Raw genomic sequence first — 24,841 nt, 5'->3', positions numbered from 1 at the left:
TTCAACGGTTTAACCTAAAAAACTTTCGGGAATCGCCGGTCCCCATTGATAGAGAATATCTAACCCACCCGCGTGAAGTTCTGGCTCGGTGGTTTGCTCAAAAAGGTCCCCATCGGTAAAATGTTCAATGAGGCTACCGAAAGGATCTTGCCAATAGTCAAACACTTGACTTCCCAACAAATGGCGACCAATACCCCACACAGGAGTCCATCCTTTTTCTCGTAACCAATCGTGGCCGATTTTAATAGAGTCAAAATCTTGCACCTCGAAGGCAGTATGATGGACTTTGGGGTGAGAACCTTGCAACATGGCGATGGTGTGATGATCAACCCATTCGTCTCCCCGTTGACAACGAAGAAAACCCCCGACTCGTAAACTGGGATGGCCGTAATAAATTAAATCTGTTGCTTTTAAGCCAAAAGTCTGCTGATACCAGTGATAGCTTTCCTCAAAGTCTTTGACATCAATAGCTAGATGACCTAGACGTAAAATAGGTGCGGGTTCTTTTTTCGGCCTTTGGGTGCGACCTAAACGGGTTTTCCGACTAGCGTGATTCCATTCTAGGGGTTCAGGAATCGGCAAAGGTTCCACTTCCTCGATACCGTAGACCAATTCTAGGTTAAAACCGTTGGGGTCAATAATTTTGATGCGCTGACCACCGCCGGGGGTGAACAGGGTTTCCACGGTCGAAGCGGAGGCTAAAGTGGCTAGTTCATGTAAGACGGATTCTGATGTCGCTTCTAGGGCAAAACTGACAAATTTAGCTTCTTTTCCCCATTCTACGACATAGACAAACTGTTTTTTGCCTCTAGCTCGCATATACAAGGCTGTATCGGTTTTAACTGCGGTAATCAGGCCAAAATCCCTCAAAAAACGTTCGCACAGGTCTAAATCCGGATGTTGATAGGTAACGTAGGCAATATCAGCAATTTTAGTCATAGTCGGTCATCCAGTAGAGTTGTCTAATTCGGCACAAAATAGCCAGACAGATATCGGTCAAAGTGCTGCCATAGCAAGGGTAAAAAGACTATTAAGAAAATCTGAACCTTGTTGTGGTTGATTATGGCATTGTGAGTACACCCACAGTCAAAGGCTAATTTTTCTTGCCCTCAATTGCTATCCCAGACTGGAGTTTGAGTAACTTGGGGGTGGAGAAAAACCTTGGGGAACTTCGGGGTTTTGCGGAAAATTTTTTTGAGAGATGTGGTCAAGGTCGTCTAGAAAAATCCGCTATCGTTGCCATAACGGGAAATTCATGTTACTACTTGGAAATACTTGGATGGTCAACAGCCACAACCACCAGGCCCGCCAAATAGGGCTAAGTGGGTAGGTGAAAAAACTCATAAAATAGCAGAGAAACCTTTGTGGAGGATGAATCAAACCTTGCCAGTACCCCTAAAAATCGATTCGCTTGGATTTAGCGCACGCCGTTAAACAGGGGAGCGAAGCTTGCACTCAAAAAGGAGGATAGCAAAGTCACTGTTTTAAGTTTATTCCGTAACCAAATCATTACTTAAATTTTTCAATTACCAGCAAAGTCCTTAATTACTAAACTTGAGATAATGTCTAGAAAAGTTACCTATGGGGATATTCCCAGGCAAAGAACCAAATATCTGCTTAATGCTCTGTTAAAGTTTGCTAACTACGAGGTGGATAATTGTGAAAATCTGGCTATTAAATTTAGCTGGATTAATGAGAAAAAATTGAAAATTCAAGCCGAACTTAATGCTTTAGAAATGCTGACCGAAAAATGTGGTCAAAAGCTGGAGTTATGGCAAATTCGGGATGCTTTGACAGAATATCTTAACGAAAAGTTTTTAGGTATTTTGGAAGATCATCGTCTCAATAATCAAGGAAAAATTCGTACTTTTCAAATTACTTTTTGGCAACGGGGTCATGATATTTTAACTAACCTAAGGAGCTTTGATCAAGAGTGGGCAAACAAAAGTAAACATCAATCTCCCGCAATTGCTGCTATTCTCTCCTCTTTAGATGAGGAAAAACAACAGGATTATCAGACCTATATTAAGGATTATGTGAAACGTCCACCTCTGGAGGAAAATTGTCTCAAAGTTCTTCAGCAAGAACAATCGTTGCTAAGAATTCGCGCACCTCATAATAGTGGCAAAACCCGTTTAGTTAATTGGTTAGTCCATCATCTCAAACAAGATAATTATCAACCAGTTATCATTGATTGTGAGGAGGAAAAAGCCACTATTGCCCTTAGTTGTGAAGACTTGCTGCTGTCGATTTGTCGTACCATTACCCAAGAATTAAAGATTAACGAATCTCTTCTCGATAAATTTTGGTCTCGTCCCGGAACTCCTGCCCACAAAACTCGACGATATTTAGAGGAATATGTTCTCCAACCCAGTGCTAATCCTCTGGTTTTTGTCTTTGAAAAATTTGATACAATTTTGGAAACTGAAACAATCGGTAATGAAATTTGTGGTATTCTCAGAAGTTGGCATGAAAGACGTTCTCAACCTTGGCGGAAACTACGCTTAATTATTATTCATTCAACGGAATTTTATAGCAACTACGATTTTTATGCCTCTCCCTTAATTGGTGTAGGTTATGTGGCTAGTTTATCGGATTTTAATGCGGAACAAGTTCTCTCTTTCGCTCAAGTTAATGGCATGAATTGGACGTTATCAGATGTTCACAAGGTCATGAACTTAGTGGGAGGTAATCCTTATTTAATTAAGTTAATCTTGGTAAAATTGCAAGAAGGGAATTCTCTAGAAAAGGTTCTAGATGATGCCTTGCAGGGACGAGAGCCATTTCAAAGTCATTTTTTCCTACTGATGAGATATCTGAAAAGTAATGCTAACCTACGGAATATTTTTAGGCAAATTCTTCAGAAAAAAGCTCTGACTCCGGCTCAAATGAAAGGAGAATCTGTCCAATTTTTGGAACGATTGGGACTGATCCACAAAAGTTATGATACCCTAGAGGTGCGTTGCAATTTGTATCAAGTATATTTTGACGACTTGCTTGATTAGTCTCGTTGAGATTCCAATTGAAACTGAATTGAGTTTTCAAGTTTTGCTTCTAACTTACTCTTAACCCTGACAGTAATTGGTTCTCGATTAGATTCGGATTCATTATCTACAAACCTGAGAGAATTGCCTGAGGTCAAACTGGCCGAAAGATTGAGGTTTTCTAAATATTCTTGTATCAACTCTGAAGAAATTTTATTCTGGGATTGCAAGGCTCTAATAGCAGCTATAAATGATTGGGCCGCATCATAACTGGTAGCGGTTCGCCAACTAATATCTTCTTTCCATAAAGCTTGAGCATCTCTGACAAAATTTTGGGACTTAATTAGATGGGAAAACCAAGGCACAGCCAAAACTAAATTATCAATAAATTTACCGCTATCAACCAACATTTCATGTTCATACATGGAATGGCTCCCTAAAAGAACTAGCTTATTTTTCAGTTCTGGAGTGGTGCTGGTATTCAACTGTTCAAGAGTATGGGATAATTCTACTACCACAGAAGCTGATTCCAAACTGGGAAATAAGACAATTCCTCTAACTTGATCTTGGGAAAATGCTTTGAAAACTTCTGCGTCAATATCTAGGGAAGATGATAAATCAATTACTTTAGTGATTTTACCGCCTTTTTTTTGGAAAGCTTGATGAAACTCTTGAGTAAGTTCTTGGCTATCAATCTGGTTAGAATTATTAAAAACAATTACCTTATCTAGATCATGTTGGCTGGCATAATTAGCTAAAGTTTCACCAATTTTTTCATTGGTGATAACGGTTCTAAAAAAGTATTCACTCTCAATTACATCCGAGGAACTTGTCGAAGAAATTAAAGTAATTTTGGCTCTTTCATAGATAGGTAAAGCTGCTAAGGTGGCTTCACTAGAATAATGTCCAATTACTCCAATAACTTTGGGGTCTTTAACGATTTCCTTGGCGACTATCTTAGCAACTTTTTCGTCATTATTATCATTGGCAATAACGATATTTAAAAATAAATTATTCGCACTTGTCGGTAATTGGCTATTAAATAAATATTGTGCTTGAGCAATCCCTTTCAGGATTTCTTGGGAAATTTCATTTTTTTTGCCACTGGGAATAACCACCGCCAAAGTAACATAATTATTACTTAAATAAGCGATAGCATTATTATAATAAATCAAGGTTTCTGCATCTTCAGGATGAGCGAGATAGGCTTTTTTGAATAACTGTTTAGCTTCCAAATAATTAGCATTTTTAAAAGCCAAAATACCCCGATCTTTATAAAAATTTTCCTGTTTAATAAGTAGCTTTTTTTCGCCTTGGCTAAATAGTTCAGGCTCCTTAGTATAGGGAATTTTATAAAAGTAAGGTAACAGCCATGACTGGTAGAATCCCAACCCAAGTAACCCTGTAACAATGCTAGTAAATATTCCCGCTGCTAACATAAATAAACGAGATTGTTTTTGACGAGTAATGCTTTCAGAGGCTGCTAAAAAACGATAATCGATACTATCTAATTCTTTATCTTCTTGCCATTTTTTAGATTCCTCTAACTTTTTACCTGTCAGTAAACAATTTGTATCGGTAAAATTTGAGTCTTCCCACTTAGCAATTTCCGATTGATAAGGACGACTAGCTGCTAATACATTATATAACCATTTTTGATTAAAAATTGCCTGATAAATAGCATTAGCCACTCTAAGATAGCCCTGATTATCGACGATAACTAATCCAGATAGTAATAATTCATCATGTTCTGGTGTGTTACTCGCTTTCACCAATTTACCTTTTAAAACATTAGCATAAACCCTTAGTAAATACCCTTGGTCAGGATGATAAATAAGTCGCTCTCTTATACTTGATAAAAAAGCAGGTTCATCTTTTTTTTCCCAGTTATCAATAATGTGTTTATAAACAAAATCTCGCATCCAAGCTGATAAGAGAGACCGAGGTATTTGAACTTTAAACTTGGCCATTAAATAACACAATTTTTGAGTTAGAAAAGGTTGACCATTAGTCCAGCTAAAAATTTCTTGTAGAATTTCTTGAGGGGACACACCCAACCCTTCTAGTCCTTGCATCAAGGGTTGACAGTTATCTTCTAACGACAGTCCATTTAATTCAATTGCTTTACCAATATTGAAAGGAGTTCTTTGACTATCCTGAATTAATTGATTGGGGGTAGCCGTGCCAATTAAAACAAATGAAATACGATTAAAATCTGCATTAATAACTCGCTTTTCATGACAAGACCTAAGGTAAGCAAAAAAGTCATCAGTAGCAAAAGGTAGTTTTCTAACCACATCAATTTCATCAATAAAAATAACAATGCCGGTTGAAATTTTTCTCAATAAAATTTCTTTAATAAATTGTCTAAGTAACCCAACATTAGAAACAGATTGACTGGCGATCCAAGATTCTAAATCCGTCATGTTTAGGTTTAATTGTTCGGCAATTTCAATAATTAAGGAATGATACCAGCTAGATTGATCTACTGATGTCCCTAATTCATTTAAGTCTATACGGGAACAGGCAACTCCTTGGGCTTCAATTTGAGTTTGGATGCGTACTGTCAAACTCGACTTGCCCATTTTGCGAGAATTGAAAATATAACAATACTGACTGTTCATCAGAGCTTGGTACAATTCCAGATCAGCCCTTCTATCCACATAGCTTGGATCGGAAGGAGATAGGGTACTAGAAAACTTATAAACATTCTCGGCGGTTCCGTTTTCTTGCATATTTCGATATTTTATTGACCAGATAACCAAAACTTGGGTAAGTAATACCAGTTTGAACTACACTAACCCTGGTGATAAATCCAGAAAAAACCTCGCTCACTAATAGCCGATTATTGGTAAGCTAGTTCTACTCTGAATGAGATTGGCATATTTTCTTAGGGTAAACTCATCTAAAATGACAGGGTAAGAGCATCTCAATCAGGCTTGACAGAAAGCCTTGAGAACAGTCACAATCTCGTTATTGTTCATGGCTGCTTGTTTCCTTTTTTGGCTTCCCCTTGCAGTGAACCTGCTGGAGTCAACAGCCAGCTGTGAACCTGTGCGAGTCCCCACCCTCAGCAACGGGTTCGGAGGAGACTGAAAAGTCTCCTATCCCCTAATTCCCTACTCTAAAGCGTAGATACGACCATCCATGAGCAGACGGGTGATCCCTTTAGCTTCCAGTTGAGCGTGAGCTTTTTCGATCAGGCGACCGTCGGGAACTTTAATCACTTTTTCCTTGCGCTTGGAGAAACGACGAGCGATGCGATGACTTTCAAAGATGGGGAGGGTGCGCTGCTGGATTTCCTGAGGGGGAACCTTACCCAATTCGGCAAAATCCTTGAGGGGACGGGTGATTAATTCGGCAGCGCGATCAATGACCAAGTAACAGGTTTTGGGAAAAGCCGCCGCCGATAGGGGTAATATCTGTAATTGGGCTGTTTTAACGATAGTCGGGCCTAAATAGCTCCCCGCTAGTTCCTCCTCCTCCTCGTCTTCATCTTCATCTTCATCCTCCTCATCTTCATCCTCCTCATCTTCATCCTCATCCCAATCCTCGTCAAGCTCATCTTCCTCCTCCTCTTCCTCGATAGCTTCGACGAAAAACTCGGTTAAATTAGCGTCTTCTAGTGGTTTATCGCCATTAATTTCTATATCTTCCGAATGATCTGCTTCTGGCGAGTAAGAGGTATCCATTAACAGAGTTAATTGTTCCACAGAAGCGATCGGTTGCTCAAAATCCCGCTCATCCTTAGCTGCGATGTGGGCTGCCGGAAAACCAATCACCTCGATCGCTTTTTCCGGTAAATCCGCTGCTGCTCCCTCCTCCTCAAGGCCACGAGGATTGCGGGCCAAGCGTTTTTTCTGGATTAATTGCTCGTATTCCTCGCTAGAAAAAGAATTTTTGAGAAAACGACTGACCGTAGAACTACTCACGCCATAACGCTCGGCTAAGGTGGAAGTGGTGGCCTCCGTTTCCCGATAAAGCTTAAGAATTTCTTTTTTCGTGGCATCAGTCAGTTTTCTTGGACTCATATTACTTATATAGTTATTTTTTAAGCGATAGGATCTTGCCGATGGCTAGTCAGGGGAAGCTGTTGTCCTTGAGCGGATGTACTCTTAATCATAAAACGCTCTAGCCAATTAAAACTAAGCAATTCGTTTTCTAGTCCCTGTTCTAGTCTATCCTTGACTTCTGTTTCTCACCACTACTCAAGATTAAAAAATTGACGATGATATCAAGTGCTGCTAGTCAAAAAGCCTTATTAGTTCTGGCCGATGGTACAGTCTACGAGGGTTATTCCTTCGGGGCCAAGGGAACCACCGTCGGCGAAGTTGTCTTTAACACGGGGATGACTGGTTATCAGGAAGTCCTCACCGATCCCAGTTATGCCGGTCAAATCGTCACTTTTACCTATCCGGAATTGGGAAATACGGGGGTTAACCCCGAGGATGAGGAGTCAATTCGTCCCCAGGTGAAAGGAGCGATCGCCAAAAATATCTGCCATCGGCCCAGTAATTGGCGTTCTAGCCAATCCCTACCGGATTATCTGGCCGATCATGATGTTATTGGCATCTATGGCATCGATACCCGGTCTCTGACCCGCAAAATTCGCTCGGTTGGGGCGATGAATGGGGCAATTTCTACGGAAATACTCGATTATCACGATTTACTGCGGCTGGTGCAGGCGGCCCCCAGTATGGCGGGGTTAAATCTCGTTAAAGAAGTTACCACCAAGGAAGTGTACGAATGGACGACTCCCACCCCGTCCGCCTGGGAATTTGCACCAATTGATAGTGATCAAGAACCGTTAACGGTGGTGGCGATCGATTTTGGCATCAAACGCAATATTCTCCGGCGTTTAGCCAGCTACGGTTGTCGGGTGATCGTGGTTCCCGCCGACACTCCCCCAGAAAAAATCGCCGCCTATAATCCCGATGGTATTTTCTTTTCTAACGGACCGGGAGATCCGGCGGCTGTCACCGAAGGTATTGCCCTAGCCAAGCAACTTTTACAAGGGGAAAAACCCACTTTTGGCATCTGTATGGGTCATCAAATTTTGGGGCTATCCCTAGGAGCAGAAACCTTTAAACTGAAATTTGGTCATCGCGGGTTAAATCAACCCTGTGGACTGCGGCAACAGGTGGAAATTACCAGTCAGAATCACGGTTTTGCCGTGCAGGAGGCATCTTTAAATCCGCAAGTGGAGATTACCCATCTCAACCTCAATGATCGCACCGTAGCGGGTTTAAAACACAGGTCTTTGCCCTTTTTCTCGGTACAATACCACCCCGAAGCCAGTCCCGGCCCCCACGATGCCGATTATCTGTTTGCCAAATTTGTCGATTTAATGCGGCAAGCAAAAAAGGATCGGTCGTAAATTTTTAGGATATACTAGGGTTTTGATTTTTACGGCTCTAGAGCTAGGAGGGGATTATTCCGGAAGCAATTAACTTGACCGTCAGCTTGCGAGGCACGCGTGAGGTCAGAGATAAGTACCAAATTTTCCGTTTGACGGGTCTTTTAGATGCCTTTTCCGAACCGACTTTTTGTAAGGTGATCGAAGGCTATGTGGAGGAAGGTCCCAAGGATGTGATTATTAGCCTCGCTCAGATTGATTTTATCGATAGCTCCGGTTTAGGGGCTTTAGTAAAATTGGTAAAAAAGGCCAAAACCGAAGGGGGCAGTTTACAAATTGTTACCAATCCCCGGGTAACTCAAACTGTAAAACTGGTGCGATTGGAGAAGTTTTTTTCCCTGCAACCCACCCTAGAAGCGGCGATCGAATATCTGGAAAAAGCGTAAATCGTGGAATCTCCTCTCGAAAAAATTCGCTTACAGCTAAGTGGCGAGGGTTCACCACTCCTAGAGGGTCTTGACCGATTATCGCCCGCTTCTCTGGCCTATCTAGGGGATGCTGTTTATGAATTATACATCCGCACCTATTATTTACTGCCGCCCCAGCGTCTGGGAGACTATCACGCTCAGGTGGTGGGCAAAGTCAGGGCCGAACAACAGGCTTTAGATTTAGCACAACTGCAGCCCTATCTGACGGACCAAGAAAAAGAAATTCTGCGCCGGGGACGCAATGCGGTCACGGGAAAACGCCGTCGTCTGACAGCCCAAGTCTATCAGCAGGCCAGCAGTTTAGAAACCCTGTTCGGCTATCTTTATCTGCAAGACCCCTCAAGATTACATCAACTATTAGAAAAACTAGAATTATAGCCCTCAGGTATTATTTCCGACCCCCTTTTATTAATCCATGCAATCATGAGCGATCGACCATTTCGTGGCAAGTCCGATAATAGTAATTTTCGCCGGCCCTCGCGGCCGAAAACCGGGCCAATTCTGGCTAAATCCCCGGCAGTAACTCCAGAAAACCAAGAAGCTGATGATCTGCTGTACGGTCGCCGGGTGGTTTTAACGGCCATGGAGGAGGAGCGCCAACTTAATCGGATTTGGGTAGTCAATCGACTCCGTTACGATCCCCGTTATCATACCCTCTTAGAAAAAGCCAAGGCCAACGGCACGGTAATTGATGAGGTGGACGATCTGCGTCTCGATCAGATTACCAATAAGGCCAATCATCAGGGGATTGCCGCCCAGATGTCTCCCTATGAGTATATAGAATTAGCCGATCTGATCGAGAAAGCTAAGGGCAGAAGTCGCCACCCCGTCATCGTCATCGCTGAAGGTATTACGGATCCCCATAACCTTGGGGCAATTATTCGCACCGCCGAAGCCATGGGTTGTCAGGGGGTAGTTATTCCCCAACGTCGCGCCGCCGGGGTGACATCGACGGTGATGAAAGTGGCGGCGGGGGCCTTGGAATATTTACCTGTGGCCAGGGTGGTTAATCTCAATCGTGCTTTAGAGGAATTAAAAGCGGCGGGTTTTTGGCTCTACGGCACGGCGGCAAAAACTGGTAAATCCTTACACACAATTAATTTAACGGGTGCGATAGGATTGGTGCTAGGTTCGGAGGGAGAGGGTTTGAGTCTGCTAACCCAAAAGTCCTGCGATGAGTTGGTATCTATCCCCTTGGCAGGCAAAACCCCCAGTCTCAATGCTTCGGTGGCGGCGGCTATGGCTCTTTATGAAGTTTACCGTCAACGCTGGCAAAATTCCCCCGACTGAAAATCTGTATTTTTCGACACTCCCAATAGCCAAAAGGAGAAAGTATAAATAAAATAGGAAGGAAGTTTGCGAAATGTAAACGAACGTAACAAAACCACCAAAGTAGATTGAGACGGGGAACGAAATGAAAGAATTTTTGATTAGCTTACTGGAAATGTTCGGATTAGCCTACTGGGTCGAGATTAAAACCGACTATCCCAGATGTACTTATTATTTCGGTCCTTTTCTCGCTAAAGACGAGGCTGAAGTCGCTCAAGCTGGTTACGAAGAAGATTTGAAAACAGAAGGAGCGCAGGGAATTAAATTACATATAAAACGTTGTAAACCCGAAGATTTAACTATTTTTGAGGAAAAAGAAGAAAGCAAGCTCCTGAATACCCTAAAGGTATTACGCAGTCAAGCTTCTTAACAATTTTCAGTGATCAGTAATCAGTAATCAGCTTCTGAAGGCAACAGGCAAAAGGCTCCAAGAAAGGATTCGGCGATTCTCCTACCGAAAAAGAAGGCTAGAAACTAAGTAGAGCTTGCTGAATAAATGTGAAATATAGACGAGGTAAGGGTTTTAGGGTTCTGTTTCGCTCCCACAGGTGCAAGATTTTGAGAGAATCGTGGTTCAAAACCTGGCCTCTTCATCGGCCCGCGTCCTGTAGGGGCGAAGCATTCGGGCAATAACCTATCGGTGAAACCCTAGATATTCTATCCGAATGCTTCGCCCCTACTTTTTGCCGCAAACCCTAAATATCAATGGGAGCGATTTAAAAAACAGCTATATTCTGCTTCTGTCAGCCTTCCCGCTTCGTAGAGAGTATCGGTAATTTCTGCTAGGGTTAAAACCGAATAAGCTTGATAACCATGACTACGAAGTTTCTCTTTAACAGGGCCACCATGGTCGATAAAAACCACGATATCATTAACTAATAATCCCGCCGATTTAATCTTTGCTGCCCCCTCGATCGCACTTTTGCCAGAAATTAAAATATCGTCCACTACTACCACGGTTTCCCCCACTTGAAAATTACCTTCAATTACTCTTCTTGTGCCGTGGGCTTTTACTTCTTTGCGGGGGAAAATCATCGGATGATTTAATAATAAAGATAAACCCGTGGCTGTGGGTAAAGAACCGTAGGGGATACCGGCAATGCGGTCAAATGTCAAGGTTTTTAATATTTCTCCATAGGCTTCAATTACCTGCTGAAAAATATTAGGATTAGAGATAATTTTTCTCAGATCAATATAATAGGAAAAAGTTTCTCCCGATGCTTGCACATAATCGCCAAACATCAAGCAGCCAATATCAAATAATTGTAGAATTAAATCCTGATGAGGATGTTGTTTTAAAAGACAAACGTTAGCAGTCCAAGTCTCATCTTGGCTTGATTCTTGCTGGTGATTTTGTTTAATTTTGTTGACTTCCTCGCGTAAATCCTTGACTTTTGCCCCCAAATCGGGTTGAGATAAAAAGTCTTGGGGTACAGGAATTAATAAACCCTCGCCATGACTATTTAAACCCACAGTAATTAACTCGGAGAATTTACTTTTGTCTTCCCAAATACTGCGTAATAAAATCAATCTTTCGGGGGCAAAATTGCGAATCTTTTTCAAAATCTCCGGTTGAGTGGTTCCCACTTCTAAAAACACCTGTTCGGGAGTTCCCCAAGTACAAGCTTCTTTGACGACTTGCAGATAAAAAGGATTGTCGCGACTGGGGAATTCTTGCAGATTAATCGCGCCTTGATTGGAAGTATGACAAAGGATAAAAGCGCCATGCTCGGGGTAAACTAAAAAAGGAGCAACGTGATCCTGTCCGGAGTAGGGATTGAGAGTAACCGCGTCCACCTGCCAAGTTTTAAAGATAGTCTCGGCTAAAATACTGCTAGTATTAATATCGCCGTGTTTAGCATCCAAAATTACCGGGATATGATCGGGAATTGCCGTTAAAATTCGCTGTAATAATTCTAACCCGGCTGCTCCCAAAGCTTGATAAAAGCCTAAAGTTGGTTTGTAGGCACAGACAAAAGGGGCAGTTTCATCGATAATAAACTTGAGCCACTGTTCTAAATTAACGATTAATTCTCCCGGGGTGGAGGGCATCATTTCGGGGTTAGCATCTAAACCGAGGACAAGTAGAGTCTGGTTTTGACTAATGGCGTGGTTTAACTTTTGAAAAAAATTCATCGGTTTCTAATCTCAGAATTCTGGATTAGTTTCTAATTCTACACTGTTTTGCCAAAAAATAGGCTGTAAAATTGTCTCGTGCAGACTTTTTCTTGTGTCAGCGTCAAGGAATTTCTTTTGTAGTGGTTGCCATTCTTGCCATTTTTGGTGACGGATATTTCGGAAAATTTCTAGTAAGGTGGGCATTTCCTTGGCAAGACAATTAGGGAAAATTTGGCTAAGAAAATCCGAGAGAACACAACAATCCTGCATTTCTCCGAGAATACTTTGAAGGTTTTTAAGATATTCTAGGTACTCTTGATATTTGTCGCCATAAAACTGAGTGAATAACTCCATATTATAGCGGGAACGCTTGGCTTCTTTACGGAGATCGTGGAGTAATAATCCTTCTTTTTCCAATAAATCATCAATTTCTTGACTAGAAAACTCTCTTACTTTTTGATTTTCCTCTAAATTTACCCCAATTAACCAGCCTTCATGGAGTAAAAAGCGACTCGCTTGCGGTAATAATAAGTCTGGTAAAACTGTGGCAATATCTAATTTTCCAATCGGTTGATAGGTGGGATTATCCAACCAACTGGCAAAATCTGCCTTAAAATTGAGAAATTTATCGGACTTTAAGAGTTTTTCTACCTTAGCAAAAGCCTTCTCCCTTCGGTGTTCGAGAACTTGTAAAACTTTTTTCAGTAAATCCTGTTCTTTCGGTGGTAAAATTGGCTGATAATGACCGACAAAAGCCGATTTTAACACATCTAAATCCCGCAATTCTCCTAAAATTCTGCCCAGATTACCCACCCGTTTTTGATCGGCATATTTCGGCATGGTTAAAGCGGGGGCAAAACCAGTTAAAGTACTGCGAAGACGGCGCATTCCCACACGAATTTGATGTAATTCTTCCGTATCCTGATCGAGTAAAACCCCAGCTTCGTGTTTAAGAACTTTATGAAAATGTTTATCAATGCCGATATAGGCCCAATCGGCAACAGTTTTAGCCCGAGGATTAAATTTGTTAGTCATTTGTCTTTAGCGAGGGAATAATGTCAAGATGGTGATAGAATCTTTAAATAAAGACTGGAACTAATAGATCCCATTTATTCTACACAATAGGATGAAGCAGCCGCTTTAAGAGAAGTTTATGGATAGTTTTTGGCTAGATTATGGGGGGGAAATCGCTTTTCGCACTGGAGAGCATCTTTTCTTGACGGGAATAGCCATGGCTATGGGTAGCTTAATCGGGATTCCTCTAGGTATTTTAATTAGTCGTCAAGCTATTCTCGCCCCACCAATTATAGCGATCGTTAACACCCTACAGACTATCCCCAGTTTAGCCCTATTTGGTTTTTTAATTTCCGTGCCTTTTTTGGGAGGAATCGGCAAAATTCCCGCTATTGTTGCCCTAACTCTCTATACTTTACTGCCAATTGTTTTAAATACCTATCTGGGCATCAAAAAAGTTGATCCCGAATTAAAATTAGCCGGGTTATCCCTAGGCATGACCGACGGTCAAATCCTGCGTTATATCGAATTACCCCTGGCCAAGGCGACAATTTTGGCAGGAGTGAGAATTGCGACGGTGATTGCTATCGGTGTGGCTACGATCGCAGCTGCCATCGGTGGCGGTGGTTTGGGAGTGTTTATTTTTCGCGGTATTGCCACGGTCAACAATCAGTTAATTTTGGCGGGGGCAATTCCTGCCGCTTTTTTAGCCCTTGTTGCCGATTGGAGTCTCGGTTGGCTAGAAAAGACCTTTTCCCCTTCGCAACGCCCGAAAAAGCCTTCTAAATGGCAATGGGGCTTAGGTTTAATTGGGTTGGCCCTGCTATCTTTCCTCTTGACTCAAATTTTCCATTCATCCCCCGGCACAGTGGTGATCGGTTCCAAAAATTTTACTGAACAGGTGATTTTAGGGGAAATTTTGGCACAGGAAATCGAAAAAGAGACGAATTTACGGGTTGAGCGTCAATTTAATCTCGGTGGTACTCTGATCTGTCATGAAGCGGTGAAAGCGGGTAAAATCGACGGTTATGTGGAGTATTCCGGCACGGCTTTCACGGGAATTTTGCAAGAAAAACCCCTTAACGATGCCCGATTAGTCTCTGAAAAGCTGCAAGAGATTTATCCAGAAAAATTTAATCTAGAAGTGTTTCCCAGTTTAGGATTCGAGAATACTTTCGCCATTGTTATCCGGGGAGAAACCGCCAGTCAATACAATCTTAAAACTCTCTCGCAAGTTGCTAAATATACCCCCAATTGGCAAGCGGGTTTTGGTTATGAATTTTTGGAAAGGGAAGACGGTTATAAGGGATTAGCGAAGACCTATGGCCTAACTTTTGCCCAACCCCCGAAAGTGATGGATTTAGGGTTAATGTACCGCGCTTTAGCCGAAAAACAAGTGGATTTAGTGGCGGGAAATTCCACCGATGGCTTAATTCCCGTGCTAGATTTAGTCATCCTAGAAGATGATCGACGCTATTTTCCTCCCTACGAAGCGGTACCGATTTTTAACCGGGATAGTTTGCAAAAATATCCGCAATTGCGACAGGTTTTAGCCAAACTCACCGGCAAAATTACCTCCAGCACTATGCAGAAATTAAACTATCAGGTGGATGGACGCGATCGCAGGGTGGAGGAAGTGGTTAAAGAATTTCTAGTCTCCCTCTCTTAACCATTTAGTCACTCCCCCGGGTTGATCGATTAAAGTAATGCCTTGGGCTTTTAATTCTGCTCGAATGCGATCGCTTTCGGCGTAATTTTTCGCTTTTTTCGCCTCTGTCCGTTGTTGGATCAGATTTTCGATATCCGCTGCACTAATTCCCTCAGAAACAGGGGTTTCTCCCTGGTCGGCGGCAATTTCTAGGCCCAAAACCCTAGACAATTTCACCAAAGTATGCCATTTTACCGCTAATTGGGCCAGATTGCTGTCTGTCTTACCCGCATGGGTTAAATTATTACCCTCCTTGCGTAATTCCTTAGCGATTTCAAATAACACCGCTAAACCACCGGCAAAGTTAAAATCGTGATTTACCGCCTCTTGAAAGCGATTTTCTAGCTCTTGGTCAGTAATTGCGGGATTATCGGGCGGAAGATGCTTATAACCAAAGGATAAACCCTCTTGCAAAGTATGCCAGCCATTAGTGGCCGCCTGCAATCCCTCATCGGAAAAATCGATCGGTTTGCGGTATTGGGCGCCTAAAATTAATAATCTCACGGCTAAGGGGTCATATTTTGCCAATAACTCCCGAATAGTGATGAAATTACCGAGGGATTTCGACATTTTTTCCCCTGCCACCTTGACCATGCCATTATGTAACCAATAGTGGGCCAGAGGTTTACCCGTAGCCGCTTCACTTTGGGCAATTTCGTTTTCGTGGTGGGGAAAAATCAGATCACTTCCCCCCACATGAATATCGATAGTTTCTCCCAATTGTTCTTTGACCATGGCCGAACATTCAATATGCCACCCCGGACGACCTTGGCCCCAGGGAGAATCCCAACTAGGTTCCCCCGGTTTTGCCCCCTTCCAGAGGGCAAAATCAAAGGGGTCTTGTTTTTTAATTGCTTCCGGGTCGTCGGTTTCTACCCGGCCGCTGGCCCCAGCTTGCAGATCATCCAGTTTTCGCCCTGATAGTTTGCCATAATCGGAAAAACGACGGACGGAGTAGTAAACATCGCCATCGCTGGGGTAAGCATAGCCTTTTTGTTCTAATTCGTAGACTAGGCGCTTGATACCGTCGAGGGTATGAGTGGCCCGGGGATAAGCGTCCGCCGGTCTGACCCCTAATTTTGCCATATCCTCAAAGTAGGCCTCGATAAATCTCTCGGCCACGGCTGCCATGGTGGTATGTTCATTTTTAGCCCGATTGAGAATTTTATCGTCAATATCAGTGAAATTCTGAATATAGCGCACTTTATAACCGAGATACTCCAAATAACGCCGCACCACATCCCAAACTACACAGGTGCGCGCATGACCCAAATGGCAATAATCATAGACGGTAATGCCGCAGCAATACATGGAGACAATGCCGGGGATGAGGGGGGTAAAGGGTTCTTCGCGACGACTGAGGGTGTTGTAGAGGATTAAGGTCATGGAGGGGGAATTTTTTTCTGGGGAAAAAGGCTAGTCCAATTTTATAGCAGTTATCAGTGATCAGTTATCAGTAATCAGTTATCAGTAATCAGTTATCAGTGATCACTGATCACTTTCCCCAGGGTGAGCGCATCTCAAACCCTATTGACAATTGGCCAATTTTGTGATCCGCATGGGCATTTCAAGTGATACCAGTCAATCAGAATAGTTAGGAACTCGACCTATTTGGTCGATTGTTGCTCAACAATTGAGATGGCGAATTCTCCTCAAATATGCCTGAATCGTGGGTAGGCAACTCAGATAAAGTTCATTTTGTCAAGGATTGTCTAAGATGAGCTTACCCTGATTTCTTTACTATACTTTGTGTTTTTTGTCAAGAGGTTTTTAGGGTTTTAGTAAAGATATGACGGTAAGATTCGAGAAGATAGGACTGTTTTGATGACAACTATTATTGATAGAATCGATAGAATAACGAGAGGAAAGCTTGATTGTTTGCCTCAACCGACAATTTTTAATTGTTAATAAACTTTGACCAGACCCTAACTATGAATGAACCACCTAATAGCGCTGGCGATGAAATCCAATTACCCCGGGGAGAAAGAGTTGACCAGCTAAGAAGTCTCATCGAAACCCTACGCATTGCCGATGAAGTGGCCAATCGAGGTTATTTGATTACCAGCGCCGAAGTGGCCGATTTAATGGATATTAATCCAGGGGCCGTTACCAGTCGCGGCGACCATTGGCCGTGGCGAAATTGGGTAATCTCCCGGGTCAGACGGGAGGGAAACCAAATTCTTTGGCAGTTGGAAAAAGTCGATTAGGATTAATTGCAACCATCAGTTAATTTCTCTCTTAACTTTTGTCAATTAGCAATTAGGGTTTGCTAAATAAATCTAAAAACCTTGTTGGGTAAGACTTTTAGACTTTTGGTCAATCAAAAAGTCCCAGATCTGGGAGGGATCGGGGGGAAAATTCCGGGACTTTTTCCCTGAAAATTAGGTAATTTACCAGATGAAAATGGGTAAAAACCTACACCCCACACCCCACACCCCACACCCCACACCCTGTCCCCACGAAAAACTTTTTCAGCAAACCCTAATTATCTCGTCATTTTCCCCCAGCAGATGACGCGCAAAACGTCGAGCTAGGGGCGGAGCCGATACGAGTGTACTGGTAAAGCCAGAAAATACCTGCAATCCCACTTTATCGGCGATCGCTCCCACTAGGGGCCGTCCCGAGGGAGCAAAGGCCACTAGGCAATGATGACAGCTGCCGGGGAGAGAGGCTAAAGAGGGCAGCAATGTCCCCACGGCGGCGCGTATTGCTTTTTCCCCCGCCAGAGGGTTTAAAATCGCATCTGGATCGGTGATAATGGCGCTAATTTGCCCTAGATAAAGGCTTTGATCCCGGAATTGTACCGCCCCCGTTTCTAAAACACTGGCAATTATTTCTGGGGTTTCTCTCTGCCAAATGCCCTGATTTTCTAGTTGGGTAATTTTTTGCTCTAATACCAATCTGGCAGGAATTGCGGGCATAACTAGGGTGTTTAATTTGATCTCGCTGGGGGGAATTTTGATCACCTGGGCATGGGTAAAATAGACGGGAGCAGTAATACCGGATTTTTGCAGTAAAGACCGAGTTAATCCCCCCGCACAGACGATAGTTTCCCCAGCATGATAATTATTTTTAGGAGTTTTTACGCCGGTAATTCTCGATGCAGTTTCAATTAATTCGATGACAGCTTCCCGAATAATCTTGCCTCCCAGACGTAGAAAAGCTTGTTGATAGGCAAGATTAGTTTTTTCGGCGTTGATGTGACCGTGGGGCAGTCGTAAAACTCCGGAGATAGCAGCGGGATTTAATAGAGGTTCTAAAGCGATCGCTGCTTGCGGATCGAGAATTTCGGGGGTAATAGCAAAGATAGCAAATTTTTCGGCCACAGTGGCTGGGTCATCTTCGGGGTTCACGGTGAGAATTAGCTCTAGGTCCCGGTATTCGTTATCTATGCCCAATTCCTGCGATAAATTGCGCTGAATTTCTCGACCTTCTTGATATAATTTTCTCTGGATTTCTGTGGTGGACGACCAATAGGCTAAACCCCCGTAACTGTAGAAAGTGGCGTTGAGGGGATGGGTTTCTTTTTCTAATAAGAGGACTCGACTGCCTAGGTTAGCTAGTTCATAACTTAAGGCGGAACCGGTGATACCACCACCGATAATTATGTAATCATAAGTTGTGGTCATAATTGGGCTAATTTTTCCTCGATTAATCTATTCTATCATTATACTTGCTCAGTTCCCTGGTTCTGATTTAAGCAATAGTTGCTATAATTAGAGGAAAAGTTGAAAGCGGGACTGGATAACTATGCAACAGTTAGAAACTAGGGGGATAACTGACCGATGGATTAAAGCTAGTTGGGAAGAATACTTAGCAGCAATTAAAAACTTCCCAGAAAATCAAGGAAAAAGTTATTATTACAATGGCTATTATCGATTAGAAATGACTCCTATTGGATTTGAACACGCTAGAGATCATCACGTTGTCTTTTTGGGGGTGAGTCTCTACGCTATCCTCAAAGAAATTCCTTTTCAAGGACTCCCTACTTGTTCTTATCGCAAAAGAGGAATTAGAGAAGTGCAGCCAGATATATCTTACTATCTAGGAGAGAAAGCGAATCTGATACCAAATGGGACTTCGATTATTGATTTAAATCAGTATCCCCCACCAGATTTAGTCATTGAAATCTCAAAATCTACCCTCAATGATGACTTAGGTAATAAACGCTTACTCTACGAAGAATTAGGGGTTAGTGAATACTGGAGTGTTAAGGTAGATGATCCTCAAATATTCGCTTTTGAAATAATCGATCGAGGTAGCAAAAGAATTGATATATCAAAGGTTTTACCTAATTTAAAACTTGCGGTTTTAGAGTCAGCTTTACAACAGGCACGCAGCAAGGATCAAAGTCAGGTGGGACGTTGGTTAATCACTCAATTTCAAGGTTAACCCAATAAAATCGAGGCTAAGATTATGCAACAGCTAGAAACTACTATCTCGACAGATTTATGGATTAAAGCTAGTTGGGAAGAATACTTAGAAGCAATTAAAAACTTACCAGAAAATAAAGGAAAAAGTTATTATTACAATGGCTATTATCGATTAGAAATGACTCCTATTGGTAACGATCATGCCAGCGATCATGCTATTTTGATCTTCGCTGTTAGTCTCTATGCTACCCTAAAAAATTTGGCCTTTAATGCCAAAGATAATTGCAGTTTTCGCAAGTCGGGTTATCGAGAAGTTCAACCGGATATATCTTATTATTTTGCGGAGAAAGCTAATCTAATTTCCTACGGTACTTCGATTATTGATTTAAATCAGTATCCTCCACCAGATTTAGTCATTGAAATCTCAAAATCTACCCTTAATGATGACTTAGGTAATAAACGCTTACTCTATGAAGAATTAGGGGTTAGTGAATACTGGAGTGTTAAGGTAGATGATCCTCAAATATTCGCTTTTGAAATAATCGATCAAGGTAGCAAAAGAATTGATATATCAAAGGTTTTACCTAATTTAAAACTCGCAGTTTTAGAGTCAGCTTTACAACAGGCACGCAGCAAGGATCAAAGTCAGGTGGGACGTTGGTTAATCAGTCAATTTCAAGGTTAAATCCTGCGGTTTTTTAGCAGCAGCTTTCTCCAATAAAGACTCGGCAAAAGCGATGGCATCTGCTGCCGAATTTCCTCCCGTTAATTGTGCCAATTCTTCCCTTCTCGTCTGACGATTATCGAGAGAAGTAACCCGGACAACCGTGCGAATTTCCGAGAGATTAGTGGGATTATCTTCGGCAATCATTTGTTTATAAACTCGAAAATGGTGATCAGCTAAAGCAGCCACTAACGGTTGATGAGTAACGCACAAAACTTGATATTGTTGACCTAATTGATCTAATTTATCGGCAATTGCCTGGGCAACTTTTCCCGATACTCCCGCATCAATTTCATCAAAAATTAGGGTTGCCGCTGCCGATTGGGATTGGGAAAAACAGGACTTTAACGCTAGGAGAAAACGACTCATTTCTCCTCCGGAAGCGGTACTGGATAAAGGTTGGATTTTTTCCCCCGGATTCGGACTAAAATAAAAGACCACTTGATCGACTCCCAGACTGCTAGGATTACCCGGGGCAATCCGACAGACAAAAATCACCTTTTCCATGGCTAAAGGTTTTAATTCCTGTACCAATTGTTTTTCTAGTTGACTAGCGGTTTCTTGTCGCAAAAAGGTCAACTGGGTGCTAGTTTCTCGATAGATGTTTTCCTGTTGCTGACAAATTTTTTCTAATTCCTCAATAGATTGTCCTTCTCCCGTCAACTCCGCTAATTCCTGCTGTAATTTCTGATAATAATCGATCGCTTCGGCTAAACTTGGGCCATACTTGCGACCAATGCGCTTAAGTTGGACAATTCTTTCTTCTATCTCGTTCAATCTCTCGGGATCTGCCTCTAGACTATCCCCATAAACGTTGATTTCCTGTCCCGCTTCCACCACCTGATTTAATGCCGATCGCACCATCTCTAAAATTGGCTCTAAACTGCTATCATAAACCATCATATTTGTCAAGATATTTTCAGCTTTTCCTAACAAATCGGCGACGGCCGGTTGATCGCGATCGTTTTGGTAGAGTAGTTGATAGACTTGATAGCTGGAATTTTGCAAATCGACACCGTGGGAGAGTCGGTTTCTTTCCTGTTCCAGCTGTTCCAACTCGTCAGCGGCGGTTAAATTAGCTGATTCTAGTTCTTTTAGTTGATATTCTAGTAAATCTAATCTTTGTAGGCGATTTTGTTCCGATTGCAACCTATTATTTAAAATATTCTTGCTTTCTTGCCAGTTAAGGTAGGCTGTGGCTACCTTTTCCCGCTGCCGCAGCAGCGATTCACCCCCGTAGAGATCTAATAATTCCCTCTGTCGATTAGCGTCCATTAACTGAACTGTTTGACCTTGAGCGGTGATTTCTACCAAAAAATCTCTTATTTGCGCCATTTGTTGGCGATTAGCGACGACTCCGTTAATCCGAGAACGAGAACGCAAGGAATTATTAGTAATCACTAATTCCCGGCTGATTGTTAGACTATTATCTTCTAATAGGTCAATTTCCTGACTTTCTAGCCAAGCAATTAATTCTGGGGTGAGAGAAAAAGTCGCTTCTAGGGTTGATTGTTGGCTTCCCTGACGGATGACGCGATGATTGACTTTACCACCGAGAACAATATCGATCGCATCTAATATAATCGATTTTCCTGCCCCCGTCTCACCGGTCAGTACATTTAATCCGTTCCCGAAAGTTAATTCTAAGCGATCGATGAGGGTAAAATTTTGAATTTGTAGGCAGGATAACATATATCAGTAATCAGTAATCAGTAATCAGTTGGTAAGCTAAACGGCTTTTACTTCGGATCACCGATATAGACTCCAAAAGGGTTATAGCTATTGGATCATGCAGGTTAAGCGCCGTTTAGCTTATTCTCATTATCCTTCAGCATTCCCTAATTTTCCCCGAAACGGTAGCCCTTCCCATAGACAGTATTAATTAGAGGCGTTTCTCCAGGCGCTTCGATTTTACGACGCAGTAAGCGCATCAGGGCAGGAACTACGTTACTATTAGGTTGCTCTCCTTCTGACCAGAGATGCTGATAAATTTGTTCATGGGTGAGAAGTTGCCCTGGATGAGTCATAAATAAAGTCAATAATTGCACTTCTTTTGCTGATAAACTGATCGTGCGACCGTGACGATAAGCCACTTGATTTTCGCTATCGAGTTCTAAATCAGCACATTTTAGTTTACTGCTATTACTAGCTTCAAAATTGGGAGAACGACGCAATAAAGCGCGGACTCTCGCTAATAATTCTCGCAGTTGAAAGGGTTTGACTAAATAATCATCAGCGCCGGCATCTAATCCCGCCACTCGATCGTCTATGGTATCCTTAGCGGTTAGAAATAAAACGGGAGTGGTGTCCCCTTGATTGCGTAAATGTTGACAGATTTGTAATCCGGATTGCTGGGGTAACATCCAATCGAGAATTAAGAGGTCATAATTATTCTCTTGTGCCAATTCTAACCCCGTCCGACCATTATCAGCAATATCAACTTCATAGCCTTCTTGAGCAAGAATTTGTTCTAAGGGTTCGGTTAATTCTTTTTCATCATCAACGATAAGTATTTTCATAAAAGTAAAAAAGATGGTGTTGGGTTTTGGGGTTTTGGGGTTTTAGGGTTTTGGGGTTTTTTAGTTGAATCTCCCCATTGCCCCTATCCCCCATCCCCTATCTCCCCATTTCCGCCATATCCCCATATCCCCATGTCCCCATATCCCCATTTCTCCTAATTATCTATCTTTGGGGAATAAATTGCGCCATTCGAGAGGAATATAACTTTCAATAAATCTAGCGAGGGTTGGGTAATGACGCTGATATAAAACTCCCATATAGATAATACCAAGTCCTAGGACGGTTAGGGCAAAGGGAAAGAAAATTGAATCGGCAAAGAGACGATAGGAGAGATAGGAAAGATAGGCAAATACTCCGATACCTCCGAAAATCACAAATAATCTTCTTTTTAGCAGGACGGATAATAACATCAATCCCAAGTTAATTAAACAGTATAAAAATCGTTGTGCTTCATTATCATCGATTAGGAGAGATAGACTAAACCAAAACATAATTAATCCGAATAGGTATAGCCAAAAAGAAAAATCTCCCCGACTGCGACGCTGACGTACATCAATTAAATAGGCAGTTATTAAACAGGCAATTCCAAACCAAAAGGATACCCAGAGTCGCATTCTCCATGTATATTCGTTCTCTCCAAATAGTAAAGGGGTTAAGTCCATTGACATATACCACAGACTAAAGGCAATGGGTGCAGTTAAGAAAGGAAATTTAACAAATCTCAAAGTTATTAATCCTGCGATAATCGTGCCTAATTCCATTAAAAACCAACTGCCTTTAGTCCATGTATGGAAATCTCGATAAATGCCCGGATCGACCCCTTGCCAGTATCCTGTCCAGCGTTGTAAACCGTAGATTGCTAAGGGAGTCATTGCCACTGCCATGGTAAATAAAAGGCCGCCGGGGATTTTGAGATTTTGCTGAAAATAGAGATTTTTCCCCGCAAAAATAAAACAAATTGCATAAAACAGGGCGATAAAAAATAGGCCTGCACCGCCGAAACTCTCCCAAGCTTTGTTCATAAACCATCCCAGGGCGGAGATAACAATTAATGCCCCAAAATAATAGGCCACATTAGCGAAATTAAAGCGAGGGCGATTAACTTCATCTTCTTGGGGATAACGGGATAAAAAAGCCGTCCATAAATTTTCAGCTTGGCTGGCAGTAATTAGGTTTTGTTGTACCGCCCAATCAAAATCTTCTCTTTCTAGTCTCATAATATTCTATAGTCCTTAAGCTAAGACGTATTTTAACCGCCCATCCCTTTACTGTTGCAAGAGTGCCTGATCTCAACAAGCAATTTAAATGCTTATAGCAGTTTTCATCAGAATGAGGCATGAGCAAGGGGCTGAAACCCTTTGTTAGCAAAACTTGTCGATACCTCAGTAACGTGAAAAGCGCTATAATTAACAGCTTATCCTAATGATAAGGGAATAGGGCATAGGCGCAAATGTTAAATCCTGTAATAAAACTTAACATTTACCGCTAGAAACATCCGAAATCTGCAAAATAGAGTATAATTAAGTCTAGATTAACTATTATCGAAGCAATTATGATAACTAAATCAGAACTCTATGAAGAATATTTTCAATTATGGCTGATAACAACAATAGGTCAGTTGGAACAAGGAGATTTTCAGGCATTAGATGTATCTCATTTAGTTGAGGAGTTGAAAGAATTGGGTAAATCAGATAACAATAGGCCAATTAATGTTTGTCAAGGCATCTTTTTCAAATCAAATTCAGGCACAAGTAGAGCCAATTATTTTGTTTGTTGATTTTGTAAGTCAGTAATTAATTCTTGTAAAAATAGAGAATCATTACTTAAGTCTGAAATTTCATCTTCATAGTTTTCGAGAGCTTCTAGTTGTTGAATACGGTCACTATAATTTTTGAGAAGGGCTTCGAGAGCTTCGATAATAAATTGGATGTCTTTAAATGATAGAGTTTTCATAGTTTACCTCAACTTACTTTTTTAAATCCTATAGTAATCATAGCAATTATCGTCCGTTGGGTTGACGTAAGGAAACCCAACTATAGACCCAAGGCAACCCAACAAAAAGATTCAGACAGATTTAGGTGTTGGCTGTTGGGTTTCGCTTTTCCTGAGAATTGAGAGGTTTTCCTTAACATATTTATTCGCTCAACCCAACCTACGAAACTGTAGGTTGGGTTGAGGCACGAAACCCAACCATAAACCCAAGGAAACTAAAGTAGGTTGGGTTGAC

21 protein-coding genes and 1 pseudogene are annotated in these 24,841 nt (G+C 41.9%); 11 read left to right on the top strand and 11 right to left on the bottom strand.

The genetic code is table 11. The annotated features are described in order from the left end of the window. Positions 1–9: 9 nt before the first annotated feature. The gene (locus IM456_RS17650; protein ID WP_002776853.1) at positions 10–939 is read right to left on the bottom strand and encodes a VOC family protein; all 930 of its coding nucleotides are present in this window, start codon (positions 937–939) and stop codon (positions 10–12) included. Between the two features lie 623 nt (positions 940–1,562). Here IM456_RS17650 and IM456_RS17645 point away from each other — a divergent pair. After that, entirely contained in the window at positions 1,563–3,005 is a 1,443-nt protein-coding gene (locus IM456_RS17645; RefSeq protein WP_287692500.1) for an AAA-like domain-containing protein, read from the top strand. On the opposite strand, the gene IM456_RS17640 is transcribed toward IM456_RS17645, so the two are convergent. Both IM456_RS17640 and IM456_RS17635 read right to left on the bottom strand, forming a co-directional pair. Beyond that, positions 3,002–5,719, bottom strand: a complete 2,718-nt coding sequence (locus tag IM456_RS17640) for an AAA-like domain-containing protein (RefSeq protein WP_287692502.1) — start codon at positions 5,717–5,719, stop codon at positions 3,002–3,004. The two genes, IM456_RS17645 and IM456_RS17640, sit on opposite strands and share 4 nt — an antisense overlap. 384 nt (positions 5,720–6,103) lie before the next feature. Next, complete coding sequence (locus IM456_RS17635; protein WP_287692503.1) at positions 6,104–7,015, bottom strand: helix-turn-helix domain-containing protein; 912 nt, start codon at positions 7,013–7,015, stop codon at positions 6,104–6,106. Between the two features lie 197 nt (positions 7,016–7,212). Here IM456_RS17635 and carA point away from each other — a divergent pair, with 197 nt between their 5' ends. From carA to IM456_RS17610, 5 genes are all read left to right on the top strand, one after another. After that, complete coding sequence (gene carA, locus IM456_RS17630; RefSeq protein WP_149985450.1) at positions 7,213–8,361, top strand: glutamine-hydrolyzing carbamoyl-phosphate synthase small subunit; 1,149 nt, start codon at positions 7,213–7,215, stop codon at positions 8,359–8,361. A 74-nt stretch (positions 8,362–8,435) separates the two neighbouring features. Continuing rightward, positions 8,436–8,786, top strand: coding sequence for an STAS domain-containing protein (locus IM456_RS17625; protein WP_045360375.1), 351 nt, complete (start codon positions 8,436–8,438; stop codon positions 8,784–8,786). Positions 8,787–8,789: 3 nt separating this feature from the next. Beyond that, positions 8,790–9,206 carry a Mini-ribonuclease 3 gene (locus IM456_RS17620; protein WP_287692506.1) on the top strand — a complete coding sequence of 139 codons (417 nt, stop codon included), beginning with the start codon at positions 8,790–8,792 and terminating at the stop codon, positions 9,204–9,206. Between the two features lie 45 nt (positions 9,207–9,251). Further along, the gene (gene rlmB / locus IM456_RS17615) at positions 9,252–10,118 is read left to right on the top strand and encodes a 23S rRNA (guanosine(2251)-2'-O)-methyltransferase RlmB (RefSeq protein ID WP_149985448.1); all 867 of its coding nucleotides are present in this window, start codon (positions 9,252–9,254) and stop codon (positions 10,116–10,118) included. Positions 10,119–10,242: 124 nt separating this feature from the next. Further along, complete coding sequence (locus IM456_RS17610) at positions 10,243–10,527, top strand: DUF1816 domain-containing protein (RefSeq protein WP_002798951.1); 285 nt, start codon at positions 10,243–10,245, stop codon at positions 10,525–10,527. A 332-nt stretch (positions 10,528–10,859) separates the two neighbouring features. Here IM456_RS17610 and IM456_RS17605 read toward each other — a convergent pair whose 3' ends face one another. Further along, the gene (locus IM456_RS17605) at positions 10,860–12,293 is read right to left on the bottom strand and encodes a bifunctional orotidine-5'-phosphate decarboxylase/orotate phosphoribosyltransferase (protein WP_149985447.1); all 1,434 of its coding nucleotides are present in this window, start codon (positions 12,291–12,293) and stop codon (positions 10,860–10,862) included. A 12-nt stretch (positions 12,294–12,305) separates the two neighbouring features. Beyond that, positions 12,306–13,310 carry a CHAD domain-containing protein gene (locus tag IM456_RS17600; protein ID WP_287692509.1) on the bottom strand — a complete coding sequence of 335 codons (1,005 nt, stop codon included), beginning with the start codon at positions 13,308–13,310 and terminating at the stop codon, positions 12,306–12,308. A gap of 118 nt (positions 13,311–13,428) precedes the next feature. Between IM456_RS17600 and IM456_RS17595 the strand changes: the two genes are divergently transcribed. Then, positions 13,429–14,958: a glycine betaine ABC transporter substrate-binding protein gene (locus IM456_RS17595; RefSeq protein WP_287692511.1), complete on the top strand. Its 1,530-nt coding sequence runs from the start codon at positions 13,429–13,431 to the stop codon at positions 14,956–14,958. On the opposite strand, the gene cysS is transcribed toward IM456_RS17595, so the two are convergent. Beyond that, positions 14,941–16,383, bottom strand: coding sequence for a cysteine--tRNA ligase (gene cysS, locus IM456_RS17590; protein WP_287692513.1), 1,443 nt, complete (start codon positions 16,381–16,383; stop codon positions 14,941–14,943). The two genes, IM456_RS17595 and cysS, sit on opposite strands and share 18 nt — an antisense overlap. A 545-nt stretch (positions 16,384–16,928) precedes the next feature. On the opposite strand from cysS, the gene IM456_RS17585 reads away from it, so the two are divergent. Further along, on the top strand, positions 16,929–17,204 hold the full coding sequence (locus IM456_RS17585; RefSeq protein WP_287692515.1) for a hypothetical protein: 276 nt from the start codon (positions 16,929–16,931) through the stop codon (positions 17,202–17,204). A gap of 264 nt (positions 17,205–17,468) precedes the next feature. Here IM456_RS17585 and IM456_RS17580 read toward each other — a convergent pair whose 3' ends face one another. Then, positions 17,469–18,626 carry an NAD(P)/FAD-dependent oxidoreductase gene (locus tag IM456_RS17580; protein ID WP_287692517.1) on the bottom strand — a complete coding sequence of 386 codons (1,158 nt, stop codon included), beginning with the start codon at positions 18,624–18,626 and terminating at the stop codon, positions 17,469–17,471. Positions 18,627–18,747: 121 nt separating this feature from the next. Here IM456_RS17580 and IM456_RS17575 point away from each other — a divergent pair, with 121 nt between their 5' ends. Both IM456_RS17575 and IM456_RS17570 read left to right on the top strand, forming a co-directional pair. After that, the gene (locus IM456_RS17575) at positions 18,748–19,389 is read left to right on the top strand and encodes a Uma2 family endonuclease (protein WP_287692519.1); all 642 of its coding nucleotides are present in this window, start codon (positions 18,748–18,750) and stop codon (positions 19,387–19,389) included. A gap of 24 nt (positions 19,390–19,413) precedes the next feature. Beyond that, complete coding sequence (locus IM456_RS17570) at positions 19,414–20,055, top strand: Uma2 family endonuclease (protein WP_287692522.1); 642 nt, start codon at positions 19,414–19,416, stop codon at positions 20,053–20,055. Here IM456_RS17570 and recN read toward each other — a convergent pair. The 3 genes from recN to IM456_RS17555 all read right to left on the bottom strand — a co-directional run bounded on the left by recN (position 20,032) and on the right by IM456_RS17555 (position 23,831). After that, positions 20,032–21,786 (bottom strand): DNA repair protein RecN, encoded by a 1,755-nt coding sequence (gene recN, locus IM456_RS17565; protein ID WP_149985441.1) that lies wholly within the window; start codon positions 21,784–21,786, stop codon positions 20,032–20,034. The two genes, IM456_RS17570 and recN, sit on opposite strands and share 24 nt — an antisense overlap. A gap of 146 nt (positions 21,787–21,932) precedes the next feature. Continuing rightward, positions 21,933–22,613: a two-component system response regulator RppA gene (gene rppA, locus IM456_RS17560; RefSeq protein WP_287692523.1), complete on the bottom strand. Its 681-nt coding sequence runs from the start codon at positions 22,611–22,613 to the stop codon at positions 21,933–21,935. A gap of 159 nt (positions 22,614–22,772) precedes the next feature. Then, the gene (locus tag IM456_RS17555; RefSeq protein ID WP_149985439.1) at positions 22,773–23,831 is read right to left on the bottom strand and encodes a DUF2157 domain-containing protein; all 1,059 of its coding nucleotides are present in this window, start codon (positions 23,829–23,831) and stop codon (positions 22,773–22,775) included. A gap of 335 nt (positions 23,832–24,166) precedes the next feature. On the opposite strand from IM456_RS17555, the pseudogene IM456_RS17550 reads away from it, so the two are divergent. Further along, positions 24,167–24,313 (top strand): annotated as a pseudogene (locus IM456_RS17550) (DUF29 family protein); the annotation flags it as partial. A 62-nt stretch (positions 24,314–24,375) separates the two neighbouring features. Here the strand turns inward: IM456_RS17550 and IM456_RS17545 are convergent. Then, positions 24,376–24,567: a hypothetical protein gene (locus IM456_RS17545; protein ID WP_253880989.1), complete on the bottom strand. Its 192-nt coding sequence runs from the start codon at positions 24,565–24,567 to the stop codon at positions 24,376–24,378. Between the last annotated feature and the right edge of the window lie 274 nt (positions 24,568–24,841).

The sequence above is a fragment of the Microcystis sp. M079S1 genome (assembly GCF_020246425.1).
Classification (GTDB): domain Bacteria; phylum Cyanobacteriota; class Cyanobacteriia; order Cyanobacteriales; family Microcystaceae; genus Microcystis; species Microcystis aeruginosa.
Note: the sequence above shows the minus strand (reverse complement) of the source record. Positions and strands in the feature narration are given on the sequence as shown.

Excerpts from the sequence above, each read along its gene's own strand:
- IM456_RS17580 (WP_287692517.1), bottom strand. The coding sequence starts at position 18,626 with ATGACCACAACTTATGATTACATAATTATCGGTGGTGGTATCACCGGT.
- IM456_RS17605 (WP_149985447.1), bottom strand. The coding sequence starts at position 12,293 with ATGAATTTTTTTCAAAAGTTAAACCACGCCATTAGTCAAAACCAGACT.
- IM456_RS17640 (WP_287692502.1), bottom strand. The coding sequence starts at position 5,719 with ATGCAAGAAAACGGAACCGCCGAGAATGTTTATAAGTTTTCTAGTACC.
- IM456_RS17610 (WP_002798951.1), top strand. The coding sequence starts at position 10,243 with ATGAAAGAATTTTTGATTAGCTTACTGGAAATGTTCGGATTAGCCTAC.
- IM456_RS17595 (WP_287692511.1), top strand. The coding sequence starts at position 13,429 with ATGGATAGTTTTTGGCTAGATTATGGGGGGGAAATCGCTTTTCGCACT.
- IM456_RS17635 (WP_287692503.1), bottom strand. The coding sequence starts at position 7,015 with ATGAGTCCAAGAAAACTGACTGATGCCACGAAAAAAGAAATTCTTAAG.
- IM456_RS17600 (WP_287692509.1), bottom strand. The coding sequence starts at position 13,310 with ATGACTAACAAATTTAATCCTCGGGCTAAAACTGTTGCCGATTGGGCC.
- IM456_RS17545 (WP_253880989.1), bottom strand. The coding sequence starts at position 24,567 with ATGAAAACTCTATCATTTAAAGACATCCAATTTATTATCGAAGCTCTC.
- IM456_RS17570 (WP_287692522.1), top strand. The coding sequence starts at position 19,414 with ATGCAACAGCTAGAAACTACTATCTCGACAGATTTATGGATTAAAGCT.
- IM456_RS17575 (WP_287692519.1), top strand. The coding sequence starts at position 18,748 with ATGCAACAGTTAGAAACTAGGGGGATAACTGACCGATGGATTAAAGCT.
- recN (WP_149985441.1), bottom strand. The coding sequence starts at position 21,786 with ATGTTATCCTGCCTACAAATTCAAAATTTTACCCTCATCGATCGCTTA.
- carA (WP_149985450.1), top strand. The coding sequence starts at position 7,213 with ATGATATCAAGTGCTGCTAGTCAAAAAGCCTTATTAGTTCTGGCCGAT.
- IM456_RS17650 (WP_002776853.1), bottom strand. The coding sequence starts at position 939 with ATGACTAAAATTGCTGATATTGCCTACGTTACCTATCAACATCCGGAT.
- IM456_RS17585 (WP_287692515.1), top strand. The coding sequence starts at position 16,929 with ATGAATGAACCACCTAATAGCGCTGGCGATGAAATCCAATTACCCCGG.
- rlmB (WP_149985448.1), top strand. The coding sequence starts at position 9,252 with ATGAGCGATCGACCATTTCGTGGCAAGTCCGATAATAGTAATTTTCGC.
- IM456_RS17555 (WP_149985439.1), bottom strand. The coding sequence starts at position 23,831 with ATGAGACTAGAAAGAGAAGATTTTGATTGGGCGGTACAACAAAACCTA.
- rppA (WP_287692523.1), bottom strand. The coding sequence starts at position 22,613 with ATGAAAATACTTATCGTTGATGATGAAAAAGAATTAACCGAACCCTTA.
- IM456_RS17645 (WP_287692500.1), top strand. The coding sequence starts at position 1,563 with ATGTCTAGAAAAGTTACCTATGGGGATATTCCCAGGCAAAGAACCAAA.
- cysS (WP_287692513.1), bottom strand. The coding sequence starts at position 16,383 with ATGACCTTAATCCTCTACAACACCCTCAGTCGTCGCGAAGAACCCTTT.